The 24,295-nt window shown below is 69.0% G+C and carries 21 protein-coding genes and 1 pseudogene; 11 read left to right on the top strand and 11 right to left on the bottom strand.

Annotated elements, in window-relative coordinates:
* Positions 1–33 precede the first annotated feature (33 nt).
* Both AB0M65_RS23610 and AB0M65_RS23605 read right to left on the bottom strand, forming a co-directional pair.
* Entirely contained in the window at positions 34–867 is an 834-nt protein-coding gene (locus AB0M65_RS23610; protein WP_364031206.1) for an aldo/keto reductase, read from the bottom strand.
* Positions 868–895: 28 nt separating this feature from the next.
* Positions 896–1,096 carry a hypothetical protein gene (locus AB0M65_RS23605; protein WP_364031203.1) on the bottom strand — a complete coding sequence of 67 codons (201 nt, stop codon included), beginning with the start codon at positions 1,094–1,096 and terminating at the stop codon, positions 896–898.
* Between the two features lie 108 nt (positions 1,097–1,204).
* On the opposite strand from AB0M65_RS23605, the gene AB0M65_RS23600 reads away from it, so the two are divergent.
* From AB0M65_RS23600 to AB0M65_RS23590, 3 genes are read left to right on the top strand one after another with little or no spacing between them, the layout of a single operon-like run.
* A complete protein-coding gene (locus tag AB0M65_RS23600) occupies positions 1,205–2,662 on the top strand; it encodes an amidohydrolase family protein (protein WP_364031200.1) in 1,458 nt (485 codons plus the stop codon).
* 39 nt (positions 2,663–2,701) lie between these two features.
* A complete protein-coding gene (locus tag AB0M65_RS23595) occupies positions 2,702–3,106 on the top strand; it encodes a hypothetical protein (RefSeq protein ID WP_364031197.1) in 405 nt (134 codons plus the stop codon).
* Positions 3,107–3,165: 59 nt separating this feature from the next.
* Positions 3,166–3,630, top strand: a complete 465-nt coding sequence (locus tag AB0M65_RS23590; protein ID WP_364031194.1) for a DUF2127 domain-containing protein — start codon at positions 3,166–3,168, stop codon at positions 3,628–3,630.
* A 9-nt stretch (positions 3,631–3,639) separates the two neighbouring features.
* Here AB0M65_RS23590 and AB0M65_RS23585 read toward each other — a convergent pair whose 3' ends face one another.
* Both AB0M65_RS23585 and AB0M65_RS23580 read right to left on the bottom strand, forming a co-directional pair.
* On the bottom strand, positions 3,640–4,344 hold the full coding sequence (locus AB0M65_RS23585; RefSeq protein WP_364031191.1) for a serine/threonine protein phosphatase: 705 nt from the start codon (positions 4,342–4,344) through the stop codon (positions 3,640–3,642).
* A 125-nt stretch (positions 4,345–4,469) separates the two neighbouring features.
* A complete protein-coding gene (locus AB0M65_RS23580) occupies positions 4,470–4,949 on the bottom strand; it encodes a hypothetical protein (protein WP_364031188.1) in 480 nt (159 codons plus the stop codon).
* A 53-nt stretch (positions 4,950–5,002) separates the two neighbouring features.
* Here AB0M65_RS23580 and AB0M65_RS23575 point away from each other — a divergent pair, with 53 nt between their 5' ends.
* On the top strand, positions 5,003–5,164 hold the full coding sequence (locus AB0M65_RS23575; RefSeq protein ID WP_364031185.1) for a hypothetical protein: 162 nt from the start codon (positions 5,003–5,005) through the stop codon (positions 5,162–5,164).
* A 622-nt stretch (positions 5,165–5,786) separates the two neighbouring features.
* On the opposite strand, the gene AB0M65_RS23570 is transcribed toward AB0M65_RS23575, so the two are convergent.
* The 5 genes and pseudogenes from AB0M65_RS23570 to AB0M65_RS23550 form a co-directional block, all read right to left on the bottom strand.
* Complete coding sequence (locus AB0M65_RS23570) at positions 5,787–7,634, bottom strand: glycosyltransferase family 39 protein (protein WP_364031183.1); 1,848 nt, start codon at positions 7,632–7,634, stop codon at positions 5,787–5,789.
* Between the two features lie 3 nt (positions 7,635–7,637).
* A complete protein-coding gene (locus tag AB0M65_RS23565; RefSeq protein ID WP_364031181.1) occupies positions 7,638–8,897 on the bottom strand; it encodes a bifunctional glycosyltransferase family 2/GtrA family protein in 1,260 nt (419 codons plus the stop codon).
* A gap of 74 nt (positions 8,898–8,971) precedes the next feature.
* Positions 8,972–10,752, bottom strand: a pseudogene (locus AB0M65_RS23560) (glycosyltransferase family 39 protein).
* 4 nt (positions 10,753–10,756) lie between these two features.
* On the bottom strand, positions 10,757–12,295 hold the full coding sequence (locus AB0M65_RS23555) for an ATP-binding protein (RefSeq protein ID WP_364031179.1): 1,539 nt from the start codon (positions 12,293–12,295) through the stop codon (positions 10,757–10,759).
* Positions 12,296–12,539: 244 nt separating this feature from the next.
* Positions 12,540–14,618, bottom strand: coding sequence for a fatty acid desaturase (locus tag AB0M65_RS23550; RefSeq protein WP_364031176.1), 2,079 nt, complete (start codon positions 14,616–14,618; stop codon positions 12,540–12,542).
* 398 nt (positions 14,619–15,016) lie between these two features.
* Between AB0M65_RS23550 and tig the strand changes: the two genes are divergently transcribed.
* The 6 genes from tig (at position 15,017) to AB0M65_RS23520 (ending at position 20,934) form a co-directional block, all read left to right on the top strand.
* Positions 15,017–16,387 (top strand): trigger factor, encoded by a 1,371-nt coding sequence (tig, locus tag AB0M65_RS23545; RefSeq protein WP_364031173.1) that lies wholly within the window; start codon positions 15,017–15,019, stop codon positions 16,385–16,387.
* 189 nt (positions 16,388–16,576) lie between these two features.
* Positions 16,577–17,179 (top strand): ATP-dependent Clp protease proteolytic subunit, encoded by a 603-nt coding sequence (locus tag AB0M65_RS23540; RefSeq protein WP_076166113.1) that lies wholly within the window; start codon positions 16,577–16,579, stop codon positions 17,177–17,179.
* Between the two features lie 28 nt (positions 17,180–17,207).
* Positions 17,208–17,885 carry an ATP-dependent Clp protease proteolytic subunit gene (locus AB0M65_RS23535; protein WP_364031169.1) on the top strand — a complete coding sequence of 226 codons (678 nt, stop codon included), beginning with the start codon at positions 17,208–17,210 and terminating at the stop codon, positions 17,883–17,885.
* Between the two features lie 259 nt (positions 17,886–18,144).
* Positions 18,145–19,440, top strand: a complete 1,296-nt coding sequence (clpX, locus tag AB0M65_RS23530) for an ATP-dependent Clp protease ATP-binding subunit ClpX (RefSeq protein ID WP_364031166.1) — start codon at positions 18,145–18,147, stop codon at positions 19,438–19,440.
* Between the two features lie 115 nt (positions 19,441–19,555).
* Positions 19,556–19,939: a hypothetical protein gene (locus AB0M65_RS23525; protein ID WP_364031163.1), complete on the top strand. Its 384-nt coding sequence runs from the start codon at positions 19,556–19,558 to the stop codon at positions 19,937–19,939.
* 74 nt (positions 19,940–20,013) lie between these two features.
* Positions 20,014–20,934, top strand: a complete 921-nt coding sequence (locus AB0M65_RS23520; RefSeq protein WP_364031160.1) for a sensor histidine kinase — start codon at positions 20,014–20,016, stop codon at positions 20,932–20,934.
* Positions 20,935–20,939: 5 nt separating this feature from the next.
* On the opposite strand, the gene AB0M65_RS23515 is transcribed toward AB0M65_RS23520, so the two are convergent.
* On the bottom strand, positions 20,940–21,881 hold the full coding sequence (locus AB0M65_RS23515; RefSeq protein ID WP_364031157.1) for an alpha/beta hydrolase-fold protein: 942 nt from the start codon (positions 21,879–21,881) through the stop codon (positions 20,940–20,942).
* Positions 21,882–21,977: 96 nt separating this feature from the next.
* The gene (locus AB0M65_RS23510; RefSeq protein ID WP_364031154.1) at positions 21,978–22,676 is read right to left on the bottom strand and encodes a TetR/AcrR family transcriptional regulator; all 699 of its coding nucleotides are present in this window, start codon (positions 22,674–22,676) and stop codon (positions 21,978–21,980) included.
* A 76-nt stretch (positions 22,677–22,752) separates the two neighbouring features.
* On the opposite strand from AB0M65_RS23510, the gene AB0M65_RS23505 reads away from it, so the two are divergent.
* Positions 22,753–24,198, top strand: coding sequence for a carotenoid oxygenase family protein (locus tag AB0M65_RS23505; RefSeq protein WP_364031151.1), 1,446 nt, complete (start codon positions 22,753–22,755; stop codon positions 24,196–24,198).
* Positions 24,199–24,295 lie beyond the last annotated feature (97 nt).

Genomic DNA, 24,295 nt, shown 5'->3' with positions numbered 1-24,295 from the left:
ACGAAGCGCTACGCCCGCTACCTGGGAAAGGTCCTAAGCCGCGTTGAAGGTGTCGGGATCCGGTCCCGTCCGCTCACCGCGCTCCAGGCCGGACAGCGAAGCGACGTCCTCCTCCGACAGCGTGAAGCCGAAGACGTCGAGGTTCTCCTTGATCCGCGACGGCGTCACGGACTTCGGGATCACGACGTTGCCCAGCTGCAGATGCCAGCGCAGGACGACCTGCGCGGGCGTGCGCCCGTGCTTCTCCGCGAGTGACTTCACCGCGTCTTCGCCGAGGAGGTCGCCGCCCTTGGCCAGCGGGCTCCACGCCTCGGTCGCGATACCGTGCTTCGCGTCGAACGCGCGCACCTCGGCCTGCGTCAGGTACGGGTGCACTTCGACCTGATTCACCGCCGGGACGACGGAACCGGCGTCGAGAAGCCGTTCGAGGTGGGCCGGCTGGAAGTTGGACACGCCGATCGCGCGCACCCGGCCGTCGGCGTAAAGCTTCTCGAAGGCCTTCCACGTGTCCCGGTAGAGGTCGCGCTCCGGCGTCGGCCAGTGGATGAGGTACAGGTCCAGCCGCTCCAGGCCGAGTTTGGCCAGGCTCGCGTCGAAGGCCTTGAGGGTTGCGTCGTAGCCCTGGTCGCTGTTCCACAGTTTGGTGGTGATGAACAGGTCGTCGCGGGCGATGCCGGACTCGGCGAGTGCCTTGCCCACTCCGGCTTCGTTGCCGTAGATGGTGGCGGTGTCGATGCTGCGGTAGCCGGCGTCGAGTGCGGTCTTGACCGCCGCGGTGGTCTCGTCGTCCGGCACCTGGAAGACGCCGAACCCGAGCTGCGGCATCTCCACCCCGTTGTTGAGCTTGACGGTGGGAATGTCGGTCACTTGCTTTCCTTTCGTGGTTACCTGCGGGTCAGGCGGCGGGGGCCGGTTCGGTGCGACGAGCCTTCCGCCGCCCATGGTCGAGCATGCCTGAGATGACCGCGACCAGCAGTCCGGCGAGCGCCAGCGCGGGCTTGTCCATGACGAGGGCCCGCAGTGGCGCGACGGTGGCGAAACCGACGGTGCCGAAGACGGCGATGGTGATCGCGGCGGGAAGCCGCCGAAAACTCACCTTCGCCTGCCCCTGACCGCCCGCGTTTAGTCCTCTAATTGCGGTCGTTCGCGATGCCAACGACCGCAACCAGAGGACTAAACGCGGCGGGGCTGGCAAGGTGAGGGCGTGGACGATCTCCTGTTGCGCCGGGTCCGGGTCGGTCTGGCGGGTTCCCTGTCGGACGTGCTGATCAAGGGCGGCCGGATCGCGGCCATCGAGGGCCCTGGGCAGGCAGGTGAGGCGTCGGAGATCCTGGACGGGCACGGCGGCACACTGCTTCCCGGCCTCGTCGACGCGCATGTGCACACCGCGCAGTGGTCGGCGGCACGCCGCCGGATCCCGCTGGGGGAGGCGACGTCCGCCGCGCACGCCGTCGAACTCGTGCTCGCACACTTGTTGGCGAACCCGGTGCCGCCGGGCGATCTCGTGGTCGGTGCCGGGTTCCGTGACGGCCTCTGGCCGGACGCGCCACACAAGGACCTGCTTCAGAAGGCGCTCCCCGGGCACCCCGTTGCCCTGTTCAGCGCCGACCTCCACACGCTGTGGCTCAGCCCGGCCGCGCTGAAACTCATCGGCCGCGATCACCCGACCGGCGTACTGCTGGAGAACGACTGCATGAGCGCGACGGCCGAACTGCCGGTCGCGCCCACCGACGTCATCGACGGCTGGGTCGCCGCCGCGCTCGACGCCGCGGCCGCCCGCGGCGTCACCAAGATCGTCGACTACGAGTACACCGACACCGTCACCGACTGGCGGCGAAGGCTGGCGCGGAAACCATTGCCGGTCCGCGTTTCCTGCGTGATCGCGAAGTACCTGCTCGACACCGCCGTCGAGCGCGGCCACCGCACCGGCGACGTCCTCGAAGACACCGGCGGGCTGCTCACCGTCGGCCCGTTCAAGCTATTCGTCGACGGCTCGCTCAACACGCGCACCGCGTACTGCGTCGGGCACTACGCCGGAACCGAGTCCCACGGGCTGCTGGAACTGCCACCCGAGGAGCTCGAACCGTTGCTGCGCAAGGCTTCCGAGTACGGACTCTCGCCCGCGGTGCACGCGATCGGCGACCACGCCAACAAGATCGCGCTCGACGCCTTCGCAGGCGTCGGCTGCCAGGGCCGGATCGAGCACGCGCAGTTGCTCCGCGCCGAAGATGTCGCGCGCTTCGCCGGCCTGGGTGTCGTCGCGAGTGTCCAGCCGGCGCACCAGCCGGACGACCGGGACGTCGCCGACCGGCATTGGCACGGATGGACCGATCGGGCTTTCCCTTACGGTGCCTTGTATCGCGCCGGGGTGAAGCTGGAGTTCGGCTCGGACGCGCCGGTCGCGCCGCTCGACCCGTGGGACGGTATCGCGTCCGCGATCAGCCGCACCGACGACGACCGGCCGCCGTGGCATCCGGAGCAGGCCATGCCGCTGGAGGCCGCGCTCGCGGCGTCGTCCGGCGGCCGGACTTCGGTGACGGTGGGAGAGGTCGCGGATCTGGTCGTCACCGCGGTCGATCCGGCGCGGCTGTCCCCGGCCGGACTGCGCGACATCCCCATCACCGCCACCGTGCTGAACGGCCGGGTCACTTACGCGGCCTGACCCTTCCGTTGCCCGGGCGCAACGCCCTAATGGAAGTGCATGGACCACCGCCTGCTCGACCGGCTCCGGGACCTCCACGGCTCACTCGGCGTCGACATCACCTCCGTCACCCGGATGGTCGAGGACGACGCGCCGCGCGCGGACGTCCTCCGGGATCTCGGGGAACGGCTCAGCGAACTGGGCGCGGCACTGCTCCGTCGTTCAGACGACGTCGACGCCGACGTGCTGGCGAAGCTGCCCGAAGACGGCTGGCTGCCCGAAGCCGGAGTGCGTCACCGGGCACTGGGCGTGGCGCACAACGTCGGGGAGCGGCCGCTGCGGTGCGGGCGGGTCTACCTCGCGTTATGCGGTGCCGTGTGCTTTCCCTTCTACGGCAGGGACCTCTCCGGCCGGACGGCGCGACACGAGCGCTGCCGCCGCTGCCAAGACCGCCTGTTCCGGTGACGCTCACTGCGCACGGCGGCCGCGTGGGGCAGGGTGAGGTGATCGTGGAGGGAGCGCTCATGACCACCGAGAAGCTGTTCCGGATCGCCATCGCCCTGAAAGGCCTCGATGGCGCGTTGCAGCTGGTCGGCGGCCTCCTCCTGATGATCGTCCCGGCTTCGGTGGTCACCGGCTTCGCGCACGCGGTGGTCACGCGCGACCTGCTCGGCGACCCCGAGGGGACGCTCGCGCGGCATCTCGAACTCGCCGCCGGTCACTTCGTCGAGGGCCGGACGTTCGCCGTCGTGTACCTCGTCGCGCACGGGCTCATCAAGCTCGGGCTGGTCTGGGCGCTCGCGCGCAAGGTGCTGCGTGCCTACCCGGTCGCGGCCGTGGTGCTCTCGGCGTTCGTGGTCTACGAGATCATCCGGGCGATACACACGCACTCGATCGCGTTGCCATTCTTCGCCGCTCTCGACATCGTGATCGTCGTGCTGGTGCTTCGCGAGTACCGTCAGCTGAAACGGGATCGCGTCGCGGCCTGACCGCCCGGTTCAGGCCGCGACGCGAAACTTCTCCGTGGTGAGATCCGCTCCCGGCGGATCCACCACGATGGCGGTGGCGTTGTCGGAGCCACCGGCCGAGATCGCCGTCCGGACCAGCTCCGCCGCCGCCCTGTCCGGCATCCCGAGGATGCCGAGCATGGTCTGCCCGCTCAGCGTCTTGTGTACGCCGTCACTGGTGAGCAGGAGTCCGCCGGTGGTGATGCCTGCCGTGCCGATCTCATGCTCGCCCGCGGTGCGGACGCTGGTAGTGACAATGTGCTCCATCCGCGGTGTCACGGGTTGATCGTGGTCGCGGAAGTACTGCGCGAGAGTGTGGTCCTTGGTCACCTGCCGGACCGTGTATCCGTCCCAAGCGTACGCCCGGGTGTCCCCGACCCATGCGACGCCATAGCCGGAGTCGGTCTGTACCGCCACGACGAGTACGCAGTCACCGGTCTCGCCGAGTGCGAGAACCGCGCGCTGAGCTGCGAGAACACCCGCGACCGGGCCCTGCTCGACCGGCGTCCGGGCCGCCGCCGACGCCGCCGTGCGGGCCGCGCGCGCCGCACTCGGGCGATCCCCGACGCCGTCCGCCAGCGCGAACACGATCCCCGCGCCGCCCGCCGCCACGTACGCCCCGACGGCGTCCGCGTTGTGTTCGCGCGGCCCCTGCGCGCTCGCCGTATGCCAGTGCGGAAGCTGCCTGCTCGTCACGGTCTTCTCCTCACCCCTGGGTGATGCCTTCCCCGGCTTCCAGGATCCGCCCGGTTCCTGTGCGCGGGCTGAGGGTTCGGTGTCAGCCGGCTGTCGACGGGTTTCACGGCCAACCGCGCCCCGAGTCACCGCCCCAGCCGGAAGTCACCCCTCGTGATCTCCAGTGCCTGCCCGGCCGCCGCCTGGCACTTGCGCTCGACCTGTTCCCGCGACCCGAACGCGATCACGTCCTTCGTCCCGTTGTCCCGCACTGTCAGGCTGATCGGGTCGCCGGGCACCGCGCCGGTGAAGGCCTCCGCGTCGGTGACGGTCGCGGTCACGGTTCCGACGTTGCCCTCGACCCGGACGCAGTCGACCCGGGCGACGAGCCAGGCGAGCTGATCACCGACGTGGTGCGCCATCCAGACCACGCCGTCGCCGGTGCGGCCGTTCCCCTTCGCATGAACCATGAATTCGAACGTCGTCAGCGGGTCCTGGGTATCGAGTTCGGCCCGGCCGGTCATCGAGACGGTCCGCCCGGGTGCGGCGTCTGCCGCCGCCCCGGCCCCGAGCAGGGTGACCGCGGCCATGGACAGGGTGACGAGGACTTTCCTGGTTTTGTTCATACCGCGAGCATCTCGGGCGCGAACCGCTGGAAGATCCCTCCTCGGAGGGGGTGATGTCCTCCGGACGAGTGACTTATCGCAGGCGCGTGATCAGCGTCCGGACGATCGCCACCGCCTCGGCCAGCGCCGTCAGCCGCCGTTCGGAGCGCTCCGGCGCGTGCCCGTTCTCGTCCGACCAGCGCGGCCGGGGGAAGGACGGCGTGAGTTTCGGCTAAGCGTCCCCGAAGTGGTGCCAGACCGGCCAGGCGAGGTCACGCGGTAGGACTGTCTACAAAGGACGCTATGCGGGGGTGCAAGTGTCCGGTTTGAGCAATTTGTGTTGTTTCAGGAGGGGGTCGTGAGTGTTTTAGGCCGTTAGAGCGAACCCGCTCTTGAGCACTTACGCGTCACCTGCGGCGTTGCTCGCGTGAAGTACATGAAGGCCCCCTTGCTTGCGTCTAGCGCAAGGAAGGGGGCCTTCCTGTACTGGGGAAGGTGTGAAGGTCGAGTTTCTTCGGCTGAGCCGAGGGAAGGGGTCCTTCACGCGCCGCCGTGGTGACTGGTGGTGCTGTGGGGGCTCGTGATGGCCTTCCGGAACGGGTGAGGGGGAACTTTGAAGGACTCTGGGTTTCTTAAGGAGTCCTTCAAGGACCGGCCGCTACCCGGCTCATCCGCCGCAGGTACCTGAAACACCCTTCGCTAGAACGACCCAAACACTCACGACCCCCAGCGGGAACCGCATATGCTCCGCCGCCGTACCCGCAACACCGTGGGGACACATGTCGTGAACCGGCGACAGAATCCAGGGCGGCTTACCACGCACCCACTATCAGAGACGCCATCTTTGTCTGCCCCGCATTAGAGGAGTCTGTACACCGTTTGCTCGCCGACCGTGGTGGCGGTGAAGTTCGCCGCGACCCATTCGGAGATCTCGTTCGAACCACCACCAGGACCACCGCCGCGGCCGCCCTCGACGTAGTACGCGATGTCGCCGTTCGCCACGTACTGCTGGAATTCCGCCAGCGTCGGCGCCGGGTCCTGGCCGCTCCAGCCGCCGATGCCGATCACCGGCTTCCCGCTCGCGAGTTCCAGGCTCGCCGCAGACTGCGAACTCGACGTCGCCGCCGCCCATTTCGTCGTGGTCGCGGCGAGCGCGGCCCCGAGTTCGGAAGACGCCTCCTCGTCCATCCCCATGCCGCCGCCCATGACCCGAGTGCCGCCGGTGGCCGGACCGGACGTCGGGATCGACCCGGAATGCGCCAGTATCGCGGTTTCGACGGCGTAGGCGGTGGTAGCGAGGCCGACCGTCAGCACGGACACCGTCGCGACGACGGCGACGAGTCTGCGCAGCGGCGGGACGCCCACGAGCACGACGGTCGCGGTCACCAGGCCGAGCCCGGCGACGATCCAGCGCAGCGCGGGCAGCCAGTCGGCGTTCCGGTCCAGCAGGATGTACGCCCAGACCGCGCTGGCCGCGATCATCAGCGAAAGGAACACCCGAGGCCCGAGATGCGCCCGGCCCCGCCACAGCGAAGTCCCGGAGATCGCCACCACGGCCGCGATCGACGGCGCCAGCGCGACGGCGTAGTACGGGTGCACGATGCCGCTCATGTAGCTGAACACCAGCGCGGTCACGAGCAGCCAGCCGCCCCAGACGAGCAGCGCGGCGCGGGTCTTGTCGGTCCGCGCGGCCCGCCGGGTGAACCACAGCCCCGCGACCAGCCCGATCAGCGCCGCCGGCAGCAGCCACGACACTTCGCCGCCGAAGCTGGCGCCGAACATCCGGGTCAGGCCGCTCTCACCGCCGAAACCGACGTTCCCGCCACCCATGCCCCCACCCGTGCCGCCGACCATCATGCCGCCGCCTTCGCCGAAGATCCGGCCGAGACCGTTGTAGCCCAGCGCGAGTTCGAGCAGGCTGTCGTCGGTCGAGCCGCCGATGTACGGCCGCGAATCCGTCGGCCACAGGTCCACCAGCGCGAGGAACCAGCCTGCCGAGACGAGCACCGAAACGACCGCGCCGAGCAGGTGAAGCAAACGTTTGCGTACAGACGTCGGGGCGGCGATCAGATACGCGAGCCCGAACGCGGGCAGCACCAGGAACGCCTGCATCATCTTCGTCAGGAAGCCGAACCCGATGGCGGCGCCGGCGAACGCCAGCCAGCGCGGGCTCGCCTTCTCGATCGCGCGGACCGTGCAGTACGCGGCGACGATCAGGAGCAGTGTCAGCAGCGCGTCCGGGTTGTTGAACTTGAACATGAGCGCGGCGACCGGGGTCGCGGCGAGCGCGGCACCGGCGAACAGGCCGGCGACCGGCCCGGACGTCCGTTTCACCGTCAGGTACAGCAGGCCGGCCGAGGCGACCCCCATCAGCGCCTGCGGGGCCAGCACGGTGAAACTCGAGAAGCCGAAGACCCTGGCGAACGCCGTCGTGACCCAGAGCGCGGCCGGGGGTTTGTCGACGGTCAGCACGTTCCCCGCGTCGAGGGAACCGAACAGCCACGCCTTCCAGTCCTGCGTCCCGGATTGGACCGCGGCGGCGTAGAAGGAGTTGCCGTAGCCGGAGGCGGTCAGGTTCCAGAAGTACAGCAGCGCGGTGACGGCCAGCAGGCCGAAAACGGCGGGGCGGACCCAGCGTTCCGGTGGTTTCTCCACGCTTTCCTTCGCAGGACTGGGTTCCACCCGGGAAGTGAGTGCGGTGGTCATGGTTCAGCTCTCCATCTCGGTGGCGGGCCGGTGGCGGGACCGGAAGACCCAGCCGCGCAGTAGCAGGAAACGCAGCACGGTGGCCGCGAGGTTCGCGAGCACGAGCGTGGTGATCTCGAGCGGCAGCCCCGGCGCCGTCATCGTGTGCAGCAGCGCCAGCGCGCCGCTGGTGAGGCCGAGCCCGAGCCCGAAGACGACGAGGCCCTGGAACTGGTGCAACCCGGCGCCGCCGGAGCCGCGAATGCCGAAGGTCAGCCGCCGGTTGAGCGCGGTGTTGCCGATCGCGGTCACCAGCAGTGCGACAAGGTTCGCGGCCTGCGCACCGGTGAAAGTCCGCAGCAGCAGGAAAAGCACAAGGTAGGCAAGGGTGCTGACGACGCCGACGGCGGCGAACCGCACCAGTTGCCGCACGAGGCTCGGCGCCACCCCGGGTGCCTGTACCTGGATCGGCGCGCGGCCGAGTTGTTCGCGCAGGCCGCTGATCGGGATCTGGCCGGTCAGTGTCGCCCTGGTCAGCCGCGCGATGCCCTTGAGGTCGGCGGTCGCGGTGGCGACGATGTTCACCGACGAGTCAGGGTCGTCCACCCAGTCGACCGGGACCTCGTGGATCCGCAGCCCCGACTTCTGCGCCAGCACCAGCAGTTCGGTGTCGAAGAACCAGCCGGTGTCCTGGATATGGGGGAGCAGCCGTTCGGCGACGTCGGCGCGGATCGCCTTGAAGCCGCATTGGGCGTCGCTGAACTTCGCCGCCAGCGTGCCGCGCAGGAGCAGGTTGTAGCAGCGGGAAATGAACTCCCGCTTTCCCCCGCGCACCACCCGCGCGCCGCGGGCGAGCCTGCTGCCGATGGCCAGATCGGAATGCCCGGAGATCAACGGCGCGACGAGCGGGCCGAGCGCGGCCAGATCGGTCGAGAGGTCGACGTCCATGTAGGCCAGCACCGGTGCGTCCGAAGTGGACCAAACGGCGCGAAGCGCACGGCCGCGCCCTTTCTCGTCGAGATGACGGACTTCGACGTCGTCGAACTCCCGGCTCAGCCGTTCCGCCACGCGCAGGGTGCCGTCCGTACTGGCGTTGTCGGCGATCGTGATCCGGAACGGGTACGGGAACTGCTCCACGAGGTGGTCGCGCAGCCCGCGGATACACGGTCCAAGGTCGGTTTCCTCGTTGTGAACCGGGATGACGACGTCGAGGACCGGCGTGCCGGTCGGGGTGATGGCGGGGCGGCGGCCGGTTTCGGCGCTGGTGGCGATGGCGGCTGTCATGTCTTCAATCTCGGCCGTCGCGCTGAGGCAGGCTTGTGTCCCGCCTGTGCCGTCGCTGTGTCCCGTCACGGGTTTCACCGGCTCAGGTCGTAGACGGTGACACCGTCCACAGTGGCCGGTGAGTAGTTCTCTTCGACCCAGGCGGCGATCCGCTCCGCGGCGTCACTGCCGCTGTCGCCGTCCATCATCATGCCGCTGCCGAGGAAGTAGTGGATTTGTCCCGTCCGGACGTATTCCTGGAACTGTTCGAGGGTGGGCGCCGGATCCGTGCCGTTGAAGCCGCCGACGGCCATCACCGGCGCTCCGCTGCCCAGCTGGTAACCCGCCGCGTTGTTGGAGCCCACCGCGGCCGCCGTCCAGGTGTAGTCCGCGCTGTCCTTCCGCAGCAGTGCGGCCAGGTTCTCGCCGGGCAGGCTCGTCTCGAGCAGACCGTCGGGCCCACCGCGACCGTGTACGCGCCGGTGCCCGCGAGAACGGTGACCAGCGCCCCGGCGGCGACCAGACGCCTTGCCACGTCAGGGAAGTGCGAGGCGAAGAAGACCAGGATCGCGCACAGGAGACCGGCGACGAGTACCCCGATCGCCAGTCCGGGGAGCCAGTCGGATTGCCGGGACAACAGGAGATACGCGGTCAGCGCGGTCAGCCCGATACCGGCGCTCAACGTGCCCACCGCGGCCGGATTACCGCGGGCACGCCATAACCGCGTACCGGCGATCCCGACGAGGGCGGCGATCGCCGGGGCGAGCGCGATCAGGTAGTACGCGTGGATGATGCCGCTCATGTAGCTGAACACGACGGCGGTCACCAGTAACCAGCCGCCCCACAGGATCAGCGCCGCGCGTTCGCGGTCGGTACGCCGCGCGCGCCGGGTGAACCACAGCCCGGCGGCCAGCGCGAGGACGGCGGCCGGGAGCAGCCAGGCGATCCCACCCGCCATCTCGCTGCCGAACAGCCGGGCCCAGCCGGTGCTGCCCCAGCCGCGGCTGCCACCACCGCCGACGCTGCCGACCTCGTCGCCGGTGATCCGGCCGAAACCGTTGTAGCCCAAGGCGAGTTCCCACAGGCTGTTGTCCTGCGAGCCGCCGATGTACGGCCGGTCGGCGGCGGGCCACAACGCGACGACGGCGAAATACCAGCCCGCCGAGACGAGTGTCGCGCCCAACGCGCCGAGCAGATGCGGCAGGCGTCGGCCCACCGGCGTCGGCGCCGCGATCAGGTACGCGAGCCCGAACGCGGGCAGCACCAGGAACGCCTGCAGCATCTTCGCCAGGAAGCCGAAACCGACCGCGACCCCGGCCAGCGCGAGCCAGCGCGGACTCGCTTTCTCCAGGGCCCGGACAACGCAGTAGGCGCCCGCGACCAGGAGCAGGACGAGCAGCGCGTCTGGATTGTCGAACCGGAACATCAGCGCCGCGGCCGGGGTGAGCGCGAGCACCGTGCCCGCCAGCAGGCCCGCGGCCGGACCCGACGTCCGGCGCACCGCCGCGTACAGCAGCGCCACCGAGCCGACACCCATCAGCGCCTGCGGCACCAGGACGCTCCAGGCGTTGACGCCGAACAGGCGCGCGGAAAGGCTCATCACCCACAGCGCGGCCGGGGTCTTGTCGACCGTGATCGCGTTCGCGACGTCGCTCGAACCGAAGAACAGCGCCTTCCAGCTCAGCGAACCCGCCTGTGCCGCCGCCGAGTAGAAGGCGTTGGCCCAGCCGGATTCGCCGAGATCCCAGAGGTACAGGACGGCGGTCGCGAGCAGGAGCGCGGCGACCGAAGGCCGGACCCAGCGTGGATCGGACGGCCGTTCCGCCGTCTCGGCGGCGTCTTCGGTGTCTGCGTCGCGGGAGGCGAGGAGGGTCATGCCCTCAGGGTCGGGTGCCGACCTGGGGGGTGGTTGTGCCCGAGCTGTGCACCCGCTGTGCGGATCCGATCACCGGCAGGCGTACGGCGAACTCGGTATGGCCGGGGCGGCTGTGCACCTCGATGGTGCCGTGGTGCGCCACCACGATCGCCGACGCGATCGCCATCCCGAGCCCGGTACCGCCGGTGCCGCGCGCGCGGGACGAGTCGCCGCGCGCGAACCGTTCGAACACGCTCGGCAGCAGTTCCGGCGCGACACCGGGGCCGTTGTCGGTGACGGTCAGTACGGCCGTCCCGTCGAGCGAGCGGCTCAGCGCGGTGACCACGGTGGTACCCGGCGGGGTATGCGTGCGTGCGTTGGACAGCAGGTTCGCCAGCACCTGGTGCAGGCGCTGGACGTCGCCGCGGACGAGCAGCGGCCCGTCCGGCAGCCGCAGTTCCCAGCGATGACCGGGCCCGGCGACGTGTGCGTCTCCGACGGCGTCCGCGGTCAGCCGGGTGAGGTCGGCTTCGCCCGCTTCGAGCGGTCGTCCCACGTCGAGCCTCGCCAGCAGCAGGAGATCCTCGACCAGCGTCGTCATGCGGGCGGCCTCGGACTCGATGCGGGACATCGAACGCGCGACGTCCGGTGGCACCAGCGCGCTGCCGCGGCCGGCGAGTTCGGCGTACCCGCGGATCGCCGCGAGCGGGGTGCGGAGTTCGTGGCTCGCGTCCGCGACGAACCGGCGGACGCGGGTTTCGCTGACGTGGCGGGCTTCCAGAGCCCGCGCGATATGGCCGAGCATGCGGTTCAGCGCCGAGCCGACCTGGCCGACCTCGGTGCGTGGATCGGTGTCGATCTCCGGCACCCGCACCGAAAGCGCGACCTGGCCGCGATCGAGCCGCGTCGCCGACACCCGGCCCGCCGTCGCCGCGACCCGGTCCAGCGGCCGCAGCGTGCGGCGGACCGCGAACGCGCCGACGAAGCCCGCGCCGAGGACACCCGCCGCCGCGACCCCGGACAGGATCCACCCGACCGTCGTCAGCGTGTCCTGCATCGGCCCCAGCGGGAGCCCGGTGACGACGGATCCGCCGGGGATCGACACGGCCCGCACGCGGTAGTCGCCGAGGCCGCCGAGCGTCATGGTCACCGGCCGCCGGTCGACCGGCAGGGAACGCAGTCCGGCCTCCTGCTCGGCGGAGAGGCCTTGGGGAAGTCCCTGTATCGAAAGCACCCCGGCGTAGAGCACCCGGTCACCGGTGAAGCGCAAACTCAACGTCCCGGAGGCCTGGCCCGGCGCGTTGAGCGGATCCGGGCCGGGGCCGCGCGGCTCGTCCGGCGGCCGGTTCGCGTAGTCGTGGGCGCGGGCCGACGCGGCCGAGAGCTGGCCGTCGATCCGGTCGACGAGGAACGACCGCAGCGCGATCTCGCTGGCGACGCCGATCACCAGGCAGACGAAGGCGAGCAGCAGCACCATCGAGCCGGTGAGCTTGGTACGCAGGGAAAGCCGCCCGGGCCGGGTCCACCGGCGCGGGCCGGTGGTCGGGACCGGTCCGGATGCCATGACATCGAGCGTGCGCCGCGGTCGTATGCGCGCGTTGTGTCCCGGCTGTGAGGTCGCTGTGTGGCGGTGTGGTACTGGCCGTCGGTGGGACTCCGCCAGGCCAGTGACCCTGCGGCGCCCGGCCCGGCATCCAGCGCACGCTTCGCGTACGGATGTCCTGAAGGCCCCACGTGCCCCCAATGCGGCATTGGGGACGCTGAACGTCCCCAATGCCGCATTGGGGGCAGGCGCGAGCGCCGGGACCTCAGCGGTCGTAGTCCACCGTCAGTTCAGGCGTGGTCGCCACCGCCCGGCAGGTCAGGATCCGCCCGGCGGCGACCTCCTCGTCCCCGAGCGCGTAGTGCACGTCCATCCGCGCGGTGCCCCGCACCACCGTCGCCCGGCAGGTGCCGCAGGCGCCGCCGACGCACGCGTACGGCGCGTCGACGCCGTGCCGCAGCGCGGCGCCGAGCACGGTTTCGCCCACCGTCGCGGGGATTTCGGCGGTCTTCCCGCCGGCGGTCACCGTCAGCACCGGGCCGGGGTGCCACGACGGCCGCACGGGGAGCGCGCCTTGGAACAGTTCGTAGTGGACGTTCTCATCCGGGACGTCCTTGTCGGCGAGCGTCTGGCGGGCCATGTCGACCAGGTCGCGTGGCCCGCACAGGAACCAGTCGTCGACCTTCGCCGGGTGCAGCCGCGCCTGCAGGAGTGCGCGCAGGCGGGTGCCGTCGAGGCGGCCGCGCTGGTAGCGCTCGTGCGAGATCGCCAGCGCCTCGCCGACGGTGTCGAACGGTTTCCCGATCCGCTGGGTGCGCAGATCCGGGTCGCGTTCGTCGGTCCGGTAATGCACGATGTGCAGCCGCCCGGCCAGCCGGGCGGCGAGGGCGCCGAGTTCGGCGGCGAACATCGTGCCGGCGCCGGAGGTGTTGACGAACAGCAAGGTCGCCTTGCTGTGGGGTTCGGCCAGCAGCGTCGAGGTCAGTATCGACAGGATCGGCGTGATCCCGCTGCCCGCGGCGAGCGCGACGTACCGGCCGGAGCGGCCGTTCTCCGGTGGCAGCGTGAACGCGCCGTCCGGAGGCAGTACTTCCAGGACGTCGCCGGCGGCCAGTTCGGTGTTGGCGAACGTCGAGAACGCGCCGCCGAGCTGGTGCTTGATCGCGATCCGGAGGATCCCGGAGTCCGGCGTCGAGCAGATCGAGTACGCGCGCCGCACCTCTTCCCTGTCGACCTCCGCGCGGACGACGAGGTGCTGGCCGGGGGTGAACCGGAAGGTCTCCCGCAGCCGCTCGGGTACGTCGAAGGTCACGGTGACAGCGCCTTCGCAGAGCGGGCGGACCTCGGACACCCGCAGCGAGTGGAACCGGCTCGGCTCGCGGGGCTGGGGGAGTGGCGGCTCTTCGGCGAACGAGCCGGTCAGCTGACGCCATTCGCGGTACTCCGACGACGTCAGCCCGCGACCCCACGCGGTCGCGATCGGGACGTCCCTGGCGAGGTAGGCGTCGCGGTTGTCGTTCCACGCGCGCAGGTAACGGTAGAACGGGATCGCCGGATGGAGATGGTGCACCAGATGGTAGTTCTGGCACAGCATGATCGGCGTCATCAGCCATTCCAGGCCGACCCGGACCCGGGTGGCGCCGAACCGGTCCTGCCGCCGCTCGCCGAGGTCGTGATGCGGGAGCCAGTCGAACCACCAGGCCAGCACGGCCAGCCCGAGGCGTTGCGGGATCAGGTAGCCCACCAGCAGTTCCCAGCCGTGGCCGGTCGCGATCAGCCAGGTGAACGCGGCGAGGCTCAGTGTGACCATGGCGGCGGTCTCGAGCCGCTCCGCACGCGGCCGGATGCGCTGCCGTGCCAGATAGAAGCGGGCGTACCAGAAGTCGATGGTCAGCCACCGCAGCGGAAGCTGCCACCCTGGGCCGTGCGCGGTCCACGCGTCCGGATCGGTATGCGCGTCCTCGTTGGTGTTGCGGTGGTGCTCCAGATGGATGTAGCGCACCAGGGGGAAGGAGCCGTAGCTCGCCACGAACGGCATCGCGAGCCTGCCGAGCAGTTCGTTGACCCAGGTGAGCTGCCCGGCCGCGTGATGTGTCGACTCGTGCAGCACGGTGAACATGGTGAAGGTGACGAGCGCGTGCAGCGGGATGGTCACCCACAGCGGTCCCGCGTCGTTGACCACCAGCCCGGTGGCGCCCGCCCAGACCATGATCCCGCCGATGAACAGCAGGACGGTCGGCACCGAGACCACCGGAAGCGGGATCCTCGGATTGGGCAGACCACGGCTCGGCGGTCTTTCGGCCAGATCCCCCGTGTCCTCGGACCGGGTAGCGGCGACGGTCATCGATCGGTCCCCTTGGTCGATGCTACCGGGACAAGCTGTCACACCGTAGACAACTAACACTGGTTTGTAAACTTCACCTACCTGGTGAAACCCCCGGTCGCGGCGCCCGATCGTGAGGCGTGGCACGCATCCGTGTCCAGGGATGACCCGCTTCGTGACAGAGAAGAACCGAAAACTGGTCCGATCGGGTGGTCTGTGTCCTGTTCGCCGGACGGCGGTTGAAACCTGTGATCAGGGCGAGGACACGGCACGAAGGTGCTGGGAAGGCCCCGGACCCGGACCGGCGATCCGCGGGGCCTAGACTCGGACGGCCCCGGTCCGCAAGGTGACCAGGGCACATCCGCCGTCGAAGACAAGCGGATGCTCAATCACATCGTTTACCGCTCGAGGAGAATACGTTGAAGAGCACCGTCGAGCAGCTCAGCCCGACGCGAGTCAAGATCAATGTCGAGGTGCCGTTCGACGAGCTCAAGCCGAACTTCGACCGCGCCTACCGCAAGATCGCCCAGCAGGTGCGCATCCCCGGCTTCCGCCCGGGCAAGGCGCCGGCTCGCGTGCTGGAAAGCCGGATCGGGCGGGCCCCGGTGCTCGACGAGGTCGTCAACGAGGTCATCCCGGCCAAGTACATGGAGGCCGTGCGCGCGGGCGAGGTCCGCACGCTGGGCCAGCCCGAGTTCGAGGTGACCAAGCTCGAGGACCGTGAGGTGCTCGAGTTCACCGCCGAGGTCGACGTGCGCCCGGAGATCTCGCTGCCCGACCTCGACGGCTTCGCGGTCAGTGTCGACGACGTCGAGCTCACCGACGCCGAGGTCGACGAGCAGCTCGACGAGCTGCGTGCCCGCTTCGGCACCCTGACCGGTGTCGAGCGTGCGGCCGAGAACGGCGACTTCGTGTCGATCGACCTCGCGGCCACCGTCGACGGCGAGGCCGTCGAGGAGGCTTCGACCAGCGGCCTGTCCTACGAGATCGGCTCCGGCCAGCTCGTGGACGGCATCGACGAGGCGATCATCGGCGCGAACGCGGGCGAGACCAAGAGCTTCACCACGAAGCTGGTCGCCGGCGAGTTCACCGGCAAGGACGCCGAGGTCACCGTCACCGTGCAGACCATCAAGCAGCGCGAGCTGCCCGAGGCGGACGACGAGTTCGCCCAGATGGCGAGCGAGTTCGACACGATCGACGAGCTGAAGGGCGACCTTCGCGAACGCCTCGGCCGCGTCAAGAAGATGCAGCAGGGCGTCCAGGCCCGTGACAAGGTCCTCGAGGAACTCCTCGAGCGTACCGAGATCGCGATCCCGGAGAAGGTCCTCGAGGCCGAGATCGAGAACCGCAAGCACGACGCGATCCACCCGTTCGACCACGACGAGGCGGAGTTCGCCAAGGCGCTCGAGGCCGAGGGCAAGACCGTCGAAGAGTTCGACACCGAGGTCCGCGAGGAGTCGGAGAAGGCGGTCCGCACCCAGCTGCTGCTGGACAGCATCGCGGACGTCGAGCAGACGTCGGTCAACGACGGCGAGCTCACCGAGCGGATCATCTACCAGGCGCAGCGCTTCGGCGTCAGCCCGGACGAGTACGTCCAGCGGGCACAGCAGTCCGGTCAGCTGACCGCGATCTACGCCGACGTCCGCCGCGGCAAGGCGCTGGCGTCGGTGGTCCGCAAGACCACCGTGACCGACGCCTCCGGCACCGCGGTCGACCTCGACGAGCTCTTCGGCCCCGCAGCCGAGGAGACGCAGGTCACCGAGGAGACCGCGAAGACTGCGGCCGAGTAGGGAATACGCGGTCCTCGCGAACCGGACCGTAAAGCTGTAAGCGAACTTGGGCGGTGTCAGGCATTCTGCACCGCCCAAGTTCGTTAGGGTCGGTTGCAAGATCTTCAGCATCTGGACACGCAGCATCTGGAAACAACAGCGGCGGCCGAGGCACGGCCAACGCCGCCGTCGGCGAAAAGGCAGGCAGACGTGACGCAGCACACGCCCGAGGCGCGGACCGGTACCGCAGGGCTCAACCTCACCGACTCGGTCTTCGAGCGGTTGCTCCAGGAACGCATCGTCGTCCTCGGCTCCGAGGTCAACGACGAGGTCGCGAACCGGATCACCGCCCAGTTGTTGCTGCTCGACGCAGACGACTCCGAATCGGACATCCGCTTCTACATCAACTCGCCAGGTGGCTCGGTCACCGCGGGTTTCGCGATTTACGACACCATGCAGCTCATCCGCCCGGACGTCGCGACCTACGCGATGGGCCTGGCCGCGTCGATGGGGCAGTTCCTGCTCTCCTCCGGCACGCCCGGCAAGCGGTACGCGCTGCAGCACGCGCGCATCCTCATGCACCAGCCTTCAGCGGGTGTCGGCGGCACGGCCTCCGACATCGCGATCCAGGCCGAGGTGTTCGGCAAGTGGAAGCAGGAGCTGGCCAAGATCACGGCCGAGCAGACCGGGCAGACGGTCGAGCAGATCGTCAAGGACGGCGACCGCGACCGCTGGTTCACCGCGCAGGAGGCGAAGGACTACGGCTTCGTCGATCAGGTCCTGACGCGCGAGAACCCGCTCCCCAACAGCTGATCCGCGCCGGAACACCAGGAGAATTCCCATGAGCAACTTCCAGCTTCCGATCGGGTCGCAGGCGCAGGCACCGGGGACGCAGTCTCGGCTCCAGCTGCCGCAGTCGCGGTACGTCCTGCCCTCCTACGTCGAGCGCACGAGCTACGGCGTCAAGGAGTCGAACCCGTACAACAAGCTCTACGAAGAGCGTCAGATCATGCTGGGCGTGCAGATCGACGACGCGTCCGCGAACGACGTGATGGTCCAGCTGCTGCACCTCGAGCACGAGGACCCGGACCGCGACATCACGATCCTCATCAACTCGCCCGGTGGCTCGTTCACCGCGCTGATGGCGATCTACGACACCATGCAGTACGTCCGCCCGGACATCGTGACCATGTGCATCGGCCAGGCCGCCTCGGCCGCCGCGGTGCTGCTGGCCGCCGGTACCCCCGGCAAGCGGTTCTCGCTGCCGAACTCGCGGGTGCTGATCCACCAGCCCGCCACCGAGGGCACCTACGGCCAGGTGTCGGACCTGGAGATCCAGGCCAACGAGATCCAGCGGGTGCGTCGCCAAATGGAGGTCATCCTGGCGAAGCACACGAACAAGGACGCGGACGAGGTCAAGAAGGACATCGAGCGCGACAAGATCCTGACGGCCGACGAGGCCAAGACCTACGGGATCGTCGACGAGGTCCTCGAGTACCGCAAGGCTTCGAACAGCTGATCCCGGCCGGACCGGTGCGTGTCGGGAGACGACACGCACCGGAACCCTGGTCTAAGGTCAGCTTCTGGCGTGCTCAGATGTGACGTTGGTTCTCCCGCCGACGGCATCGGGCGGGTACCGTCAGTGGCAGTGTGTGAGGCTCCGAGAGGTCATCCGTGACCGGGGTGCAAGACAGTCAGGCGCAACAAGTGCAGGCGTACCAGCGCAGGCGCGCAGTGCAGGCGTAACGAGTGCGCCGGAGGGGACGAGGTCAACGGCCATGGCACGGATCGGTGACGGCGGCGACCTGCTGAAATGCTCTTTCTGCGGCAAGAGCCAAAAGCAGGTGAAGAAGCTCATTGCCGGCCCCGGGGTCTACATCTGCGATGAGTGCATCGATCTCTGCAACGAGATCATCGAGGAAGAACTGGCGGAGGCCGGTGAGGTCAAGCTCGACGAGCTGCCCAAACCCGCCGACATCCACGAGTTCCTCGAGCAGTACATCATCGGCCAGGACGACGCCAAGCGGACGCTGGCGGTGGCGGTGTACAACCACTACAAGCGCGTGCAGTCCGACGACAAGGCCGGGCCGAAGGATTCCAAGGACGAGACCGTCGAACTGGCGAAGTCCAACATCCTGATGCTCGGGCCGACAGGCTGCGGCAAGACCTACCTGGCACAGACACTGGCGAAGATGCTGAACGTCCCGTTCGCCATCGCGGACGCCACGGCGCTCACCGAGGCCGGGTATGTGGGCGAAGACGTCGAAAACATCCTGCTCAAGCTGATCCAGGCGGCGGATTACGACGTCAAGCGGGCCGAGACGGGCATCATCTACATCGACGAGGTCGACAAGATCGCCCGGAAGTCGGAGAACCCGTCGATCACCCGCGACGTGTCCGGCGAGGGCGTGCAGCAGGCGCTGCTGAAGATCCTCGAGGGCACCACCGCTTCGGTCCCGCCCCAGGGCGGCCGCAAGCACCCGCACCAGGAGTTCATCCAGATCGACACGACGAACGTGCTGTTCATCGTGGCAGGCGCGTTCGCCGGGCTGGAAAAGATCATCAACGAGCGGGTCGGCAAACGCGGCCTCGGTTTCGGTGCGGAGATCCGCACGAAGGCCGAGATCGACGAGAGCGACGTGTTCACCGACACCATGCCGGAGGACCTGATCAAGTTCGGGTTGATCCCGGAGTTCATCGGGCGTCTCCCGGTCGTGGCGACGGTGACCCACCTGGACAAGGAGTCGCTGGTCAGCATCCTGACCACGCCGCGCAACGCGTTGGTGAAGCAGTACAAGAAGCTCTTCGAGATGGACAACGTCGAGCTGGAGTTCACCGACACCGCGCTCGAGGCCATCGCCGACCAGGCCGTGCTCCGCGGCACCGGCGCCCGTGGCCTGCGCGCGATCATGGAAGAGGTCCTGCAGCCGGTCATGTACGACATCCCCAGCCGCGACGACGTCGCGAAGGTCGTCATCACCGAGCAGACCGTCCGCGAGAACGTGAACCCGACGATCGTGGCGCGTCAGCCGTCGCGTCGTCGCAGCAGCGAGCGCGGTGAGAAGTCCGCCTAGGCGGCGTCTCTTCGAACGCGCTGTCGTCATCGACGCCCCGGCCGGGATCCTTCCGGCCGGGGCGCCGTTTTCTCCGGTCCCGCCCGGCCGGTGCCGCCGACCGAGATAGGATGCGATGGTGCCGCTGACTTCCACCAAGGACGAGAACGAGGCTCCCGAGCTGGCAGCCGCGAGTCCACGCGAGGTCAGGGGACTCGTAGAACTCACCGAACGCATCGTCATCGGCGCCTATCGCGGGCATCCGTGGATTCCGCGCGCGCTGACGATCGCCTTGGGCGTGCTGGTGGTGACCTGCCTGGTGGCGGGCGTCGTCCGGCTGTCGCCGCTGCCCCTGATCCCGCTGCCGTTGTTCGCCGTTTCGGCGTACGCGCTCGTGCGGATCAAGGCCACCCGGGCCGAGGAAACGAACCGTGCACTCGTCGCCTGGACCGGGTTGTTCACCGCTGCGACACTCGCCGGATTCTGGCTGATCTCGATGGCGGGCCGCTGGCTCGGCTGATCGGACTGGAGAATTTTTCGGTTTCCCTCCGTTAGACGGGTTTCAGATTCATCCTGACGGGGTAAGACGAGTCAGTGACAGTCACCGCAGGTCCCTTCTTACATGTGGGCTTGCTCTACTCTGGTGACGTTGAGTATCTGGACGGTACGGTTCCGTACATTCTGGAAGGCCTTAAGCAGGACGAGCCGGTCGCGGTGGCCGTTCCCGGCCGCAATCTGTCCCTCATCGAAAAGGCTCTCGGCGATTCGGCCGCCGACGTCGAGTTCATCGACATGACGGAGGCAGGCCGCAACCCGGGCCGCATCCTGCCGGGGGTGCTCCTCGCGTTCGCGGACAACCGGCCCGGTCCGGTCCGGATCATCGGCGAGCCGATCTGGGCGGGCCGTTCGGCCATCGAGTACCCGGCGTGCGCGCAGCATGAGGCGCTGATCAACGCCGCCTTCACCGGCCGCGAACTCAGCATCCTGTGCCCGTACGACCGGACCCGGCTCGACGACGACGTCCTTGCCGACGCCGAACGGACCCATCCGGTCCTCTCGGACGCCGACGGCGATCGCCCGAGCCCCGGCTACGCCCCCGACGTCGTCGTCGACAAGTACAACCTGCCGCTCCCGGAGCCGGAGGTGGTCGACGCGTTCCGGTTCGACCTTTCCCGGCTGGCCGCGGTCCGCCAGTTCGCGTACGAGCGGGCCGAGGCGGGAGGGCTCGGCCCGGACCGCGTCGAGGATCTCGTGCTCGCGGTGGCGGAACTGTCCGCCAACAGCGTGCTGCACGGTTCGGGCTACGGCGTCATCCGCGTCTGGCGTGAGGACGGCCACCTGCTCTGCGAGGTCATCGACGAGGGCACGCTGAGCGATCCGCTGGCCGGCCGCCGTCCGGCGTCGCCGGGGCAGATCGGCGGACGCGGTCTGGTGCTGGTGAACCAGGTCGCCGACCTGGTCCGGCAGTACCGAAGACCGGGCGTGACGGTCACCAGGATCTTCTTCCGCGTCTGAGCGCGTCAGGCGTTCTTCGGGACGTGCTTTCCGAGGAAGGCCACCAGGCTGGGCACGACGGTGCGGTTGAAGGCGTCGCCGTGTTTGCCGCGCGCGGTGTGCGCGACCGTCGGCCGCGCCTCGGCGATGAACTTCCGCACGCCGCCGATGAACGGGTCTTCGGTGCCGCACCAGATCGCTGTCGGCACGCTCTTGGTCGCGTCGATATGACGCAGCGGGTCGAGGGAGCCCCAGTCAGTGGCGTCCCGGAAGGCGTGGCGTTTGCTCATCTCCGGCCACGACGTGATCAGCGCGGGCGCGAGTGCCGCGACCGCCGAGGGCGGACGACGGCGTTCGAGCCGACGCCGTGTGTAGAGCAGCGCGCCGAATCCGCCCATGGACAGTCCGGTGGCGGCGAACGGCAGCCCGTCCCGGCCGCCGAGGCCACGTGCGGCCAGCCAGCGGGGGACCTCTTCGAGCAGCATCGCCATCGGGTTGTCACCCGGCTGGTTCTCGTGCCAGTAGTGGTCGCCGCCGTCGACGGCGACGAAGCCGAACGCCGGCACCGCCTTGCGGGCGACCTCGCTGCCGAGTTGTTTGAGCAGTCCGGTGGGGGCCGCGTGCCGCGCGGTGCCGTGGAGACCGTGCAGCATCAGCGACATCGGCAGGCCCTTGGGTGGGGCCTTGGTCGGCAGCATCAGCACGAGGTCGACTTCGCGGCCGCGGGCTTCGGAGTAAACGCGTTCGACCCGGGGGCTGCCCAGTTGCGTGGCCGGGGTCGGCGACGCGACGCCGAGCGCGCGCTGCATGGCTTCGCTGAACGGCAGGGCGCCGGTGGCGGTTCCGGCGGCGAGACCCGCGACAGTGAGCCCGGAGGCGCCGGCGATCAGCACGGAACGACGGCTCAGCCAGCGGCGTGCCCCTCGCACCCCCGGCAGCGTTCCGTTCCCCTGGTCGTCCTCGTTCACCCGTCCCCGTTCCCCGATGATCTTCTACCAGGTCAGACGTGTGCCAGCGGCTAAAGGTTGCACGTATCGCCGACCTGTGACCGGGGTATCGCCGGATCAGGTACCGATGTTTCCTTCTTTCGCCCGCCATGCCTCGATCGAGACCCGCACGGACTCCGCCGCGGCTTCAAGGGTGTCGCCGAGGCCCACCCCGAGGGTGGTGGCCAGTGGAACCAGGATCTGCTCCACGCCGTTCTCGCCGTCGCCGAAGTAGCCGGCGACCTCCAGTGTGATGTAGCCGTGCACGGCGCTCCAGAGCTGGGCGGCGACGGCGAACTCCGGGGCCGGGCGGAACCGGCCCGCCTTGATCACCCGGTCCGCGGCGCGGACGAGGTAGCCGAAGGCCACGATGCCCTCTTCGCTGAGGTTCTGGCGGGTCTCTTCGTTGGTCATGTCACCCAGCGCGGCCTTCTGCCCGTTGGGTGCGCTCTGGCCGAAGGTCACCGCGTAGAGCTGCGGGTTCTCCACCACGGTCCGCCGGTAAGCCAGCGCCAGGGTGAGGATGTCGGCCGCCGGGTCGTCCGTCTCCTCGACCTCACCCAGATTCGCCGAGAGCCGCCGGAACCCCTCGCGGGCGACCTCGTCCACCAGTGCACCCATCCCGCCGAAGTGGGTGTAGACGGCCATGGTCGACGCGCCGATCTCGGCGGCGAGCTTGCGGGCCTGCAGGGCCTCCGGGCCGCCGTCCGCGAGCAGCCGGATCGCGGCCTCGATCAGCTTGGCCTTGACCTCGGCGGCGGCGGGTTTGGGTGACATGGTTGCCAGTATTTCATAACCCTGTTATAAATGTATCCATAACCAAGTTATTCCCTCCATCGCTAGGGGGCCCGTGATGGGCAACAAGTTCCTCGAGGGCAACTTCGCCCCGGTCAGCCGTGAGCACACGATCACCGAATTGCGCGTCACCGGGCGTATCCCGGAGTACCTCGACGGGCGCTACCTGCGGAACGGGCCGAATCCGCTGTCCGAGGTCGATCCGGCGACCTACCACTGGTTCATGGGTGACGGGATGGTCCACGGCGTCCGGCTGCGTGACGGCCGCGCCGAGTGGTACCGCAACCGCTGGGTCCGCAACCCGAGGGTGTCGGAAGAACTCGGCGAGCGCTGGGAGGGCGGCTCGGGCTCCGGGGTCGCCTCCATGGGCGCCAACACGAACGTGATCGGCCATGCCGGCAAAACCCTCGCGCTGATCGAAGGCGGCGTCGCGAACTTCGAACTGAACGACGAACTCGACACCGTCGGCGCCTGCGACTTCGACGGCACCCTGCCTGGCGGCTACACCGCACACCCCAAACGCGATCCGGAGACCGGCGAACTGCATGCCGTGTCGTATTTCTTCGGCTGGGGCAACAAGGTGCAGTACTCGGTGATCGACGCGAACGGCCGGGCACGGCGCAAGATCGACATCGAGGTCACCGGCTCGCCGATGATGCACGACTTCTCCCTGACCGAGAAGTACGTCGTCTTCTACGACCTCCCGGTCACCTTCGAGACCCGGCAGGCCGTTGCCGCGTCCGTCCCGTCGTTCCTGCGCACCCCGGCCCAGCTGGTGGTGTCCGCGCTGGTGGGCAAGGTGAAGGTGCCGGATCCGCTCAGCGCGAGGCTGCGGCGGCGGGTCACCGGAAACGCCGGCCTCCCGTACCGCTGGAACCCGAAGTACCCGGCGCGGATCGGCGTCATGCCGAGGGAAGGCGGAAACGGCGACGTCCGCTGGTTCGAGGTCGAGCCGTGCTACGTGTTCCACCCGATGAACGCCTACGACGACGGTGACAGCATCGTGCTCGACGTCGTCCGGCACCCCAAGATGTTCGACAGCGAACTGCGCGGGCCCGCCGAAGGACCGCCGACCCTGGACCGCTGGACGGTCGACCTGGCCGTGGGCAAGGTGATCGAGGAACGCCTCGACGACAAGGGGCAGGAGTTCCCGCGAGTGGACGAGCGGCTGCTCGGGCGACGGCACCGGTTCGGCTACTCGGTGTCCACAAGGGACGGATCGGCGTCCTCGGGCTCACTGCTCAAGCACGACCTGTGGAACCGGTCGGTCGCTTCGCGGGAATTCGGCGACGGCAGCCAGGTGGGGGAGTTCGTCTTCGTCCCGTCCTCCGTGGACGCCGATGAGGACGAGGGTGTGCTGATGGGGTTCGTCTACGACGCCGCGACCCAGAAAAGCGACCTGACCATTTTGGACGCCGGGACGCTGGAGACCGTCGGTGCCGTGCACCTGCCGGACCGGGTGCCGAACGGCTTCCACGGCAACTGGGTGGGTGCGGACGGCTGAGGGGTCTCCTTGCCTAGGTACGTGAAGGCCCCCTTCCTGTACCTAGGCGCAAGGAAGGGGGCCTTCCTGTACCTCAGGCGAGCAACGGGGCGCCGGT

The organism is Amycolatopsis sp. NPDC051071 (assembly GCF_040682875.1).
Classification (GTDB): Bacteria; Actinomycetota; Actinomycetes; order Mycobacteriales; family Pseudonocardiaceae; genus Amycolatopsis.
The sequence above is the reverse complement of the archived record's forward strand: the minus strand, read 5'-3'. Positions and strand labels throughout refer to the sequence as shown.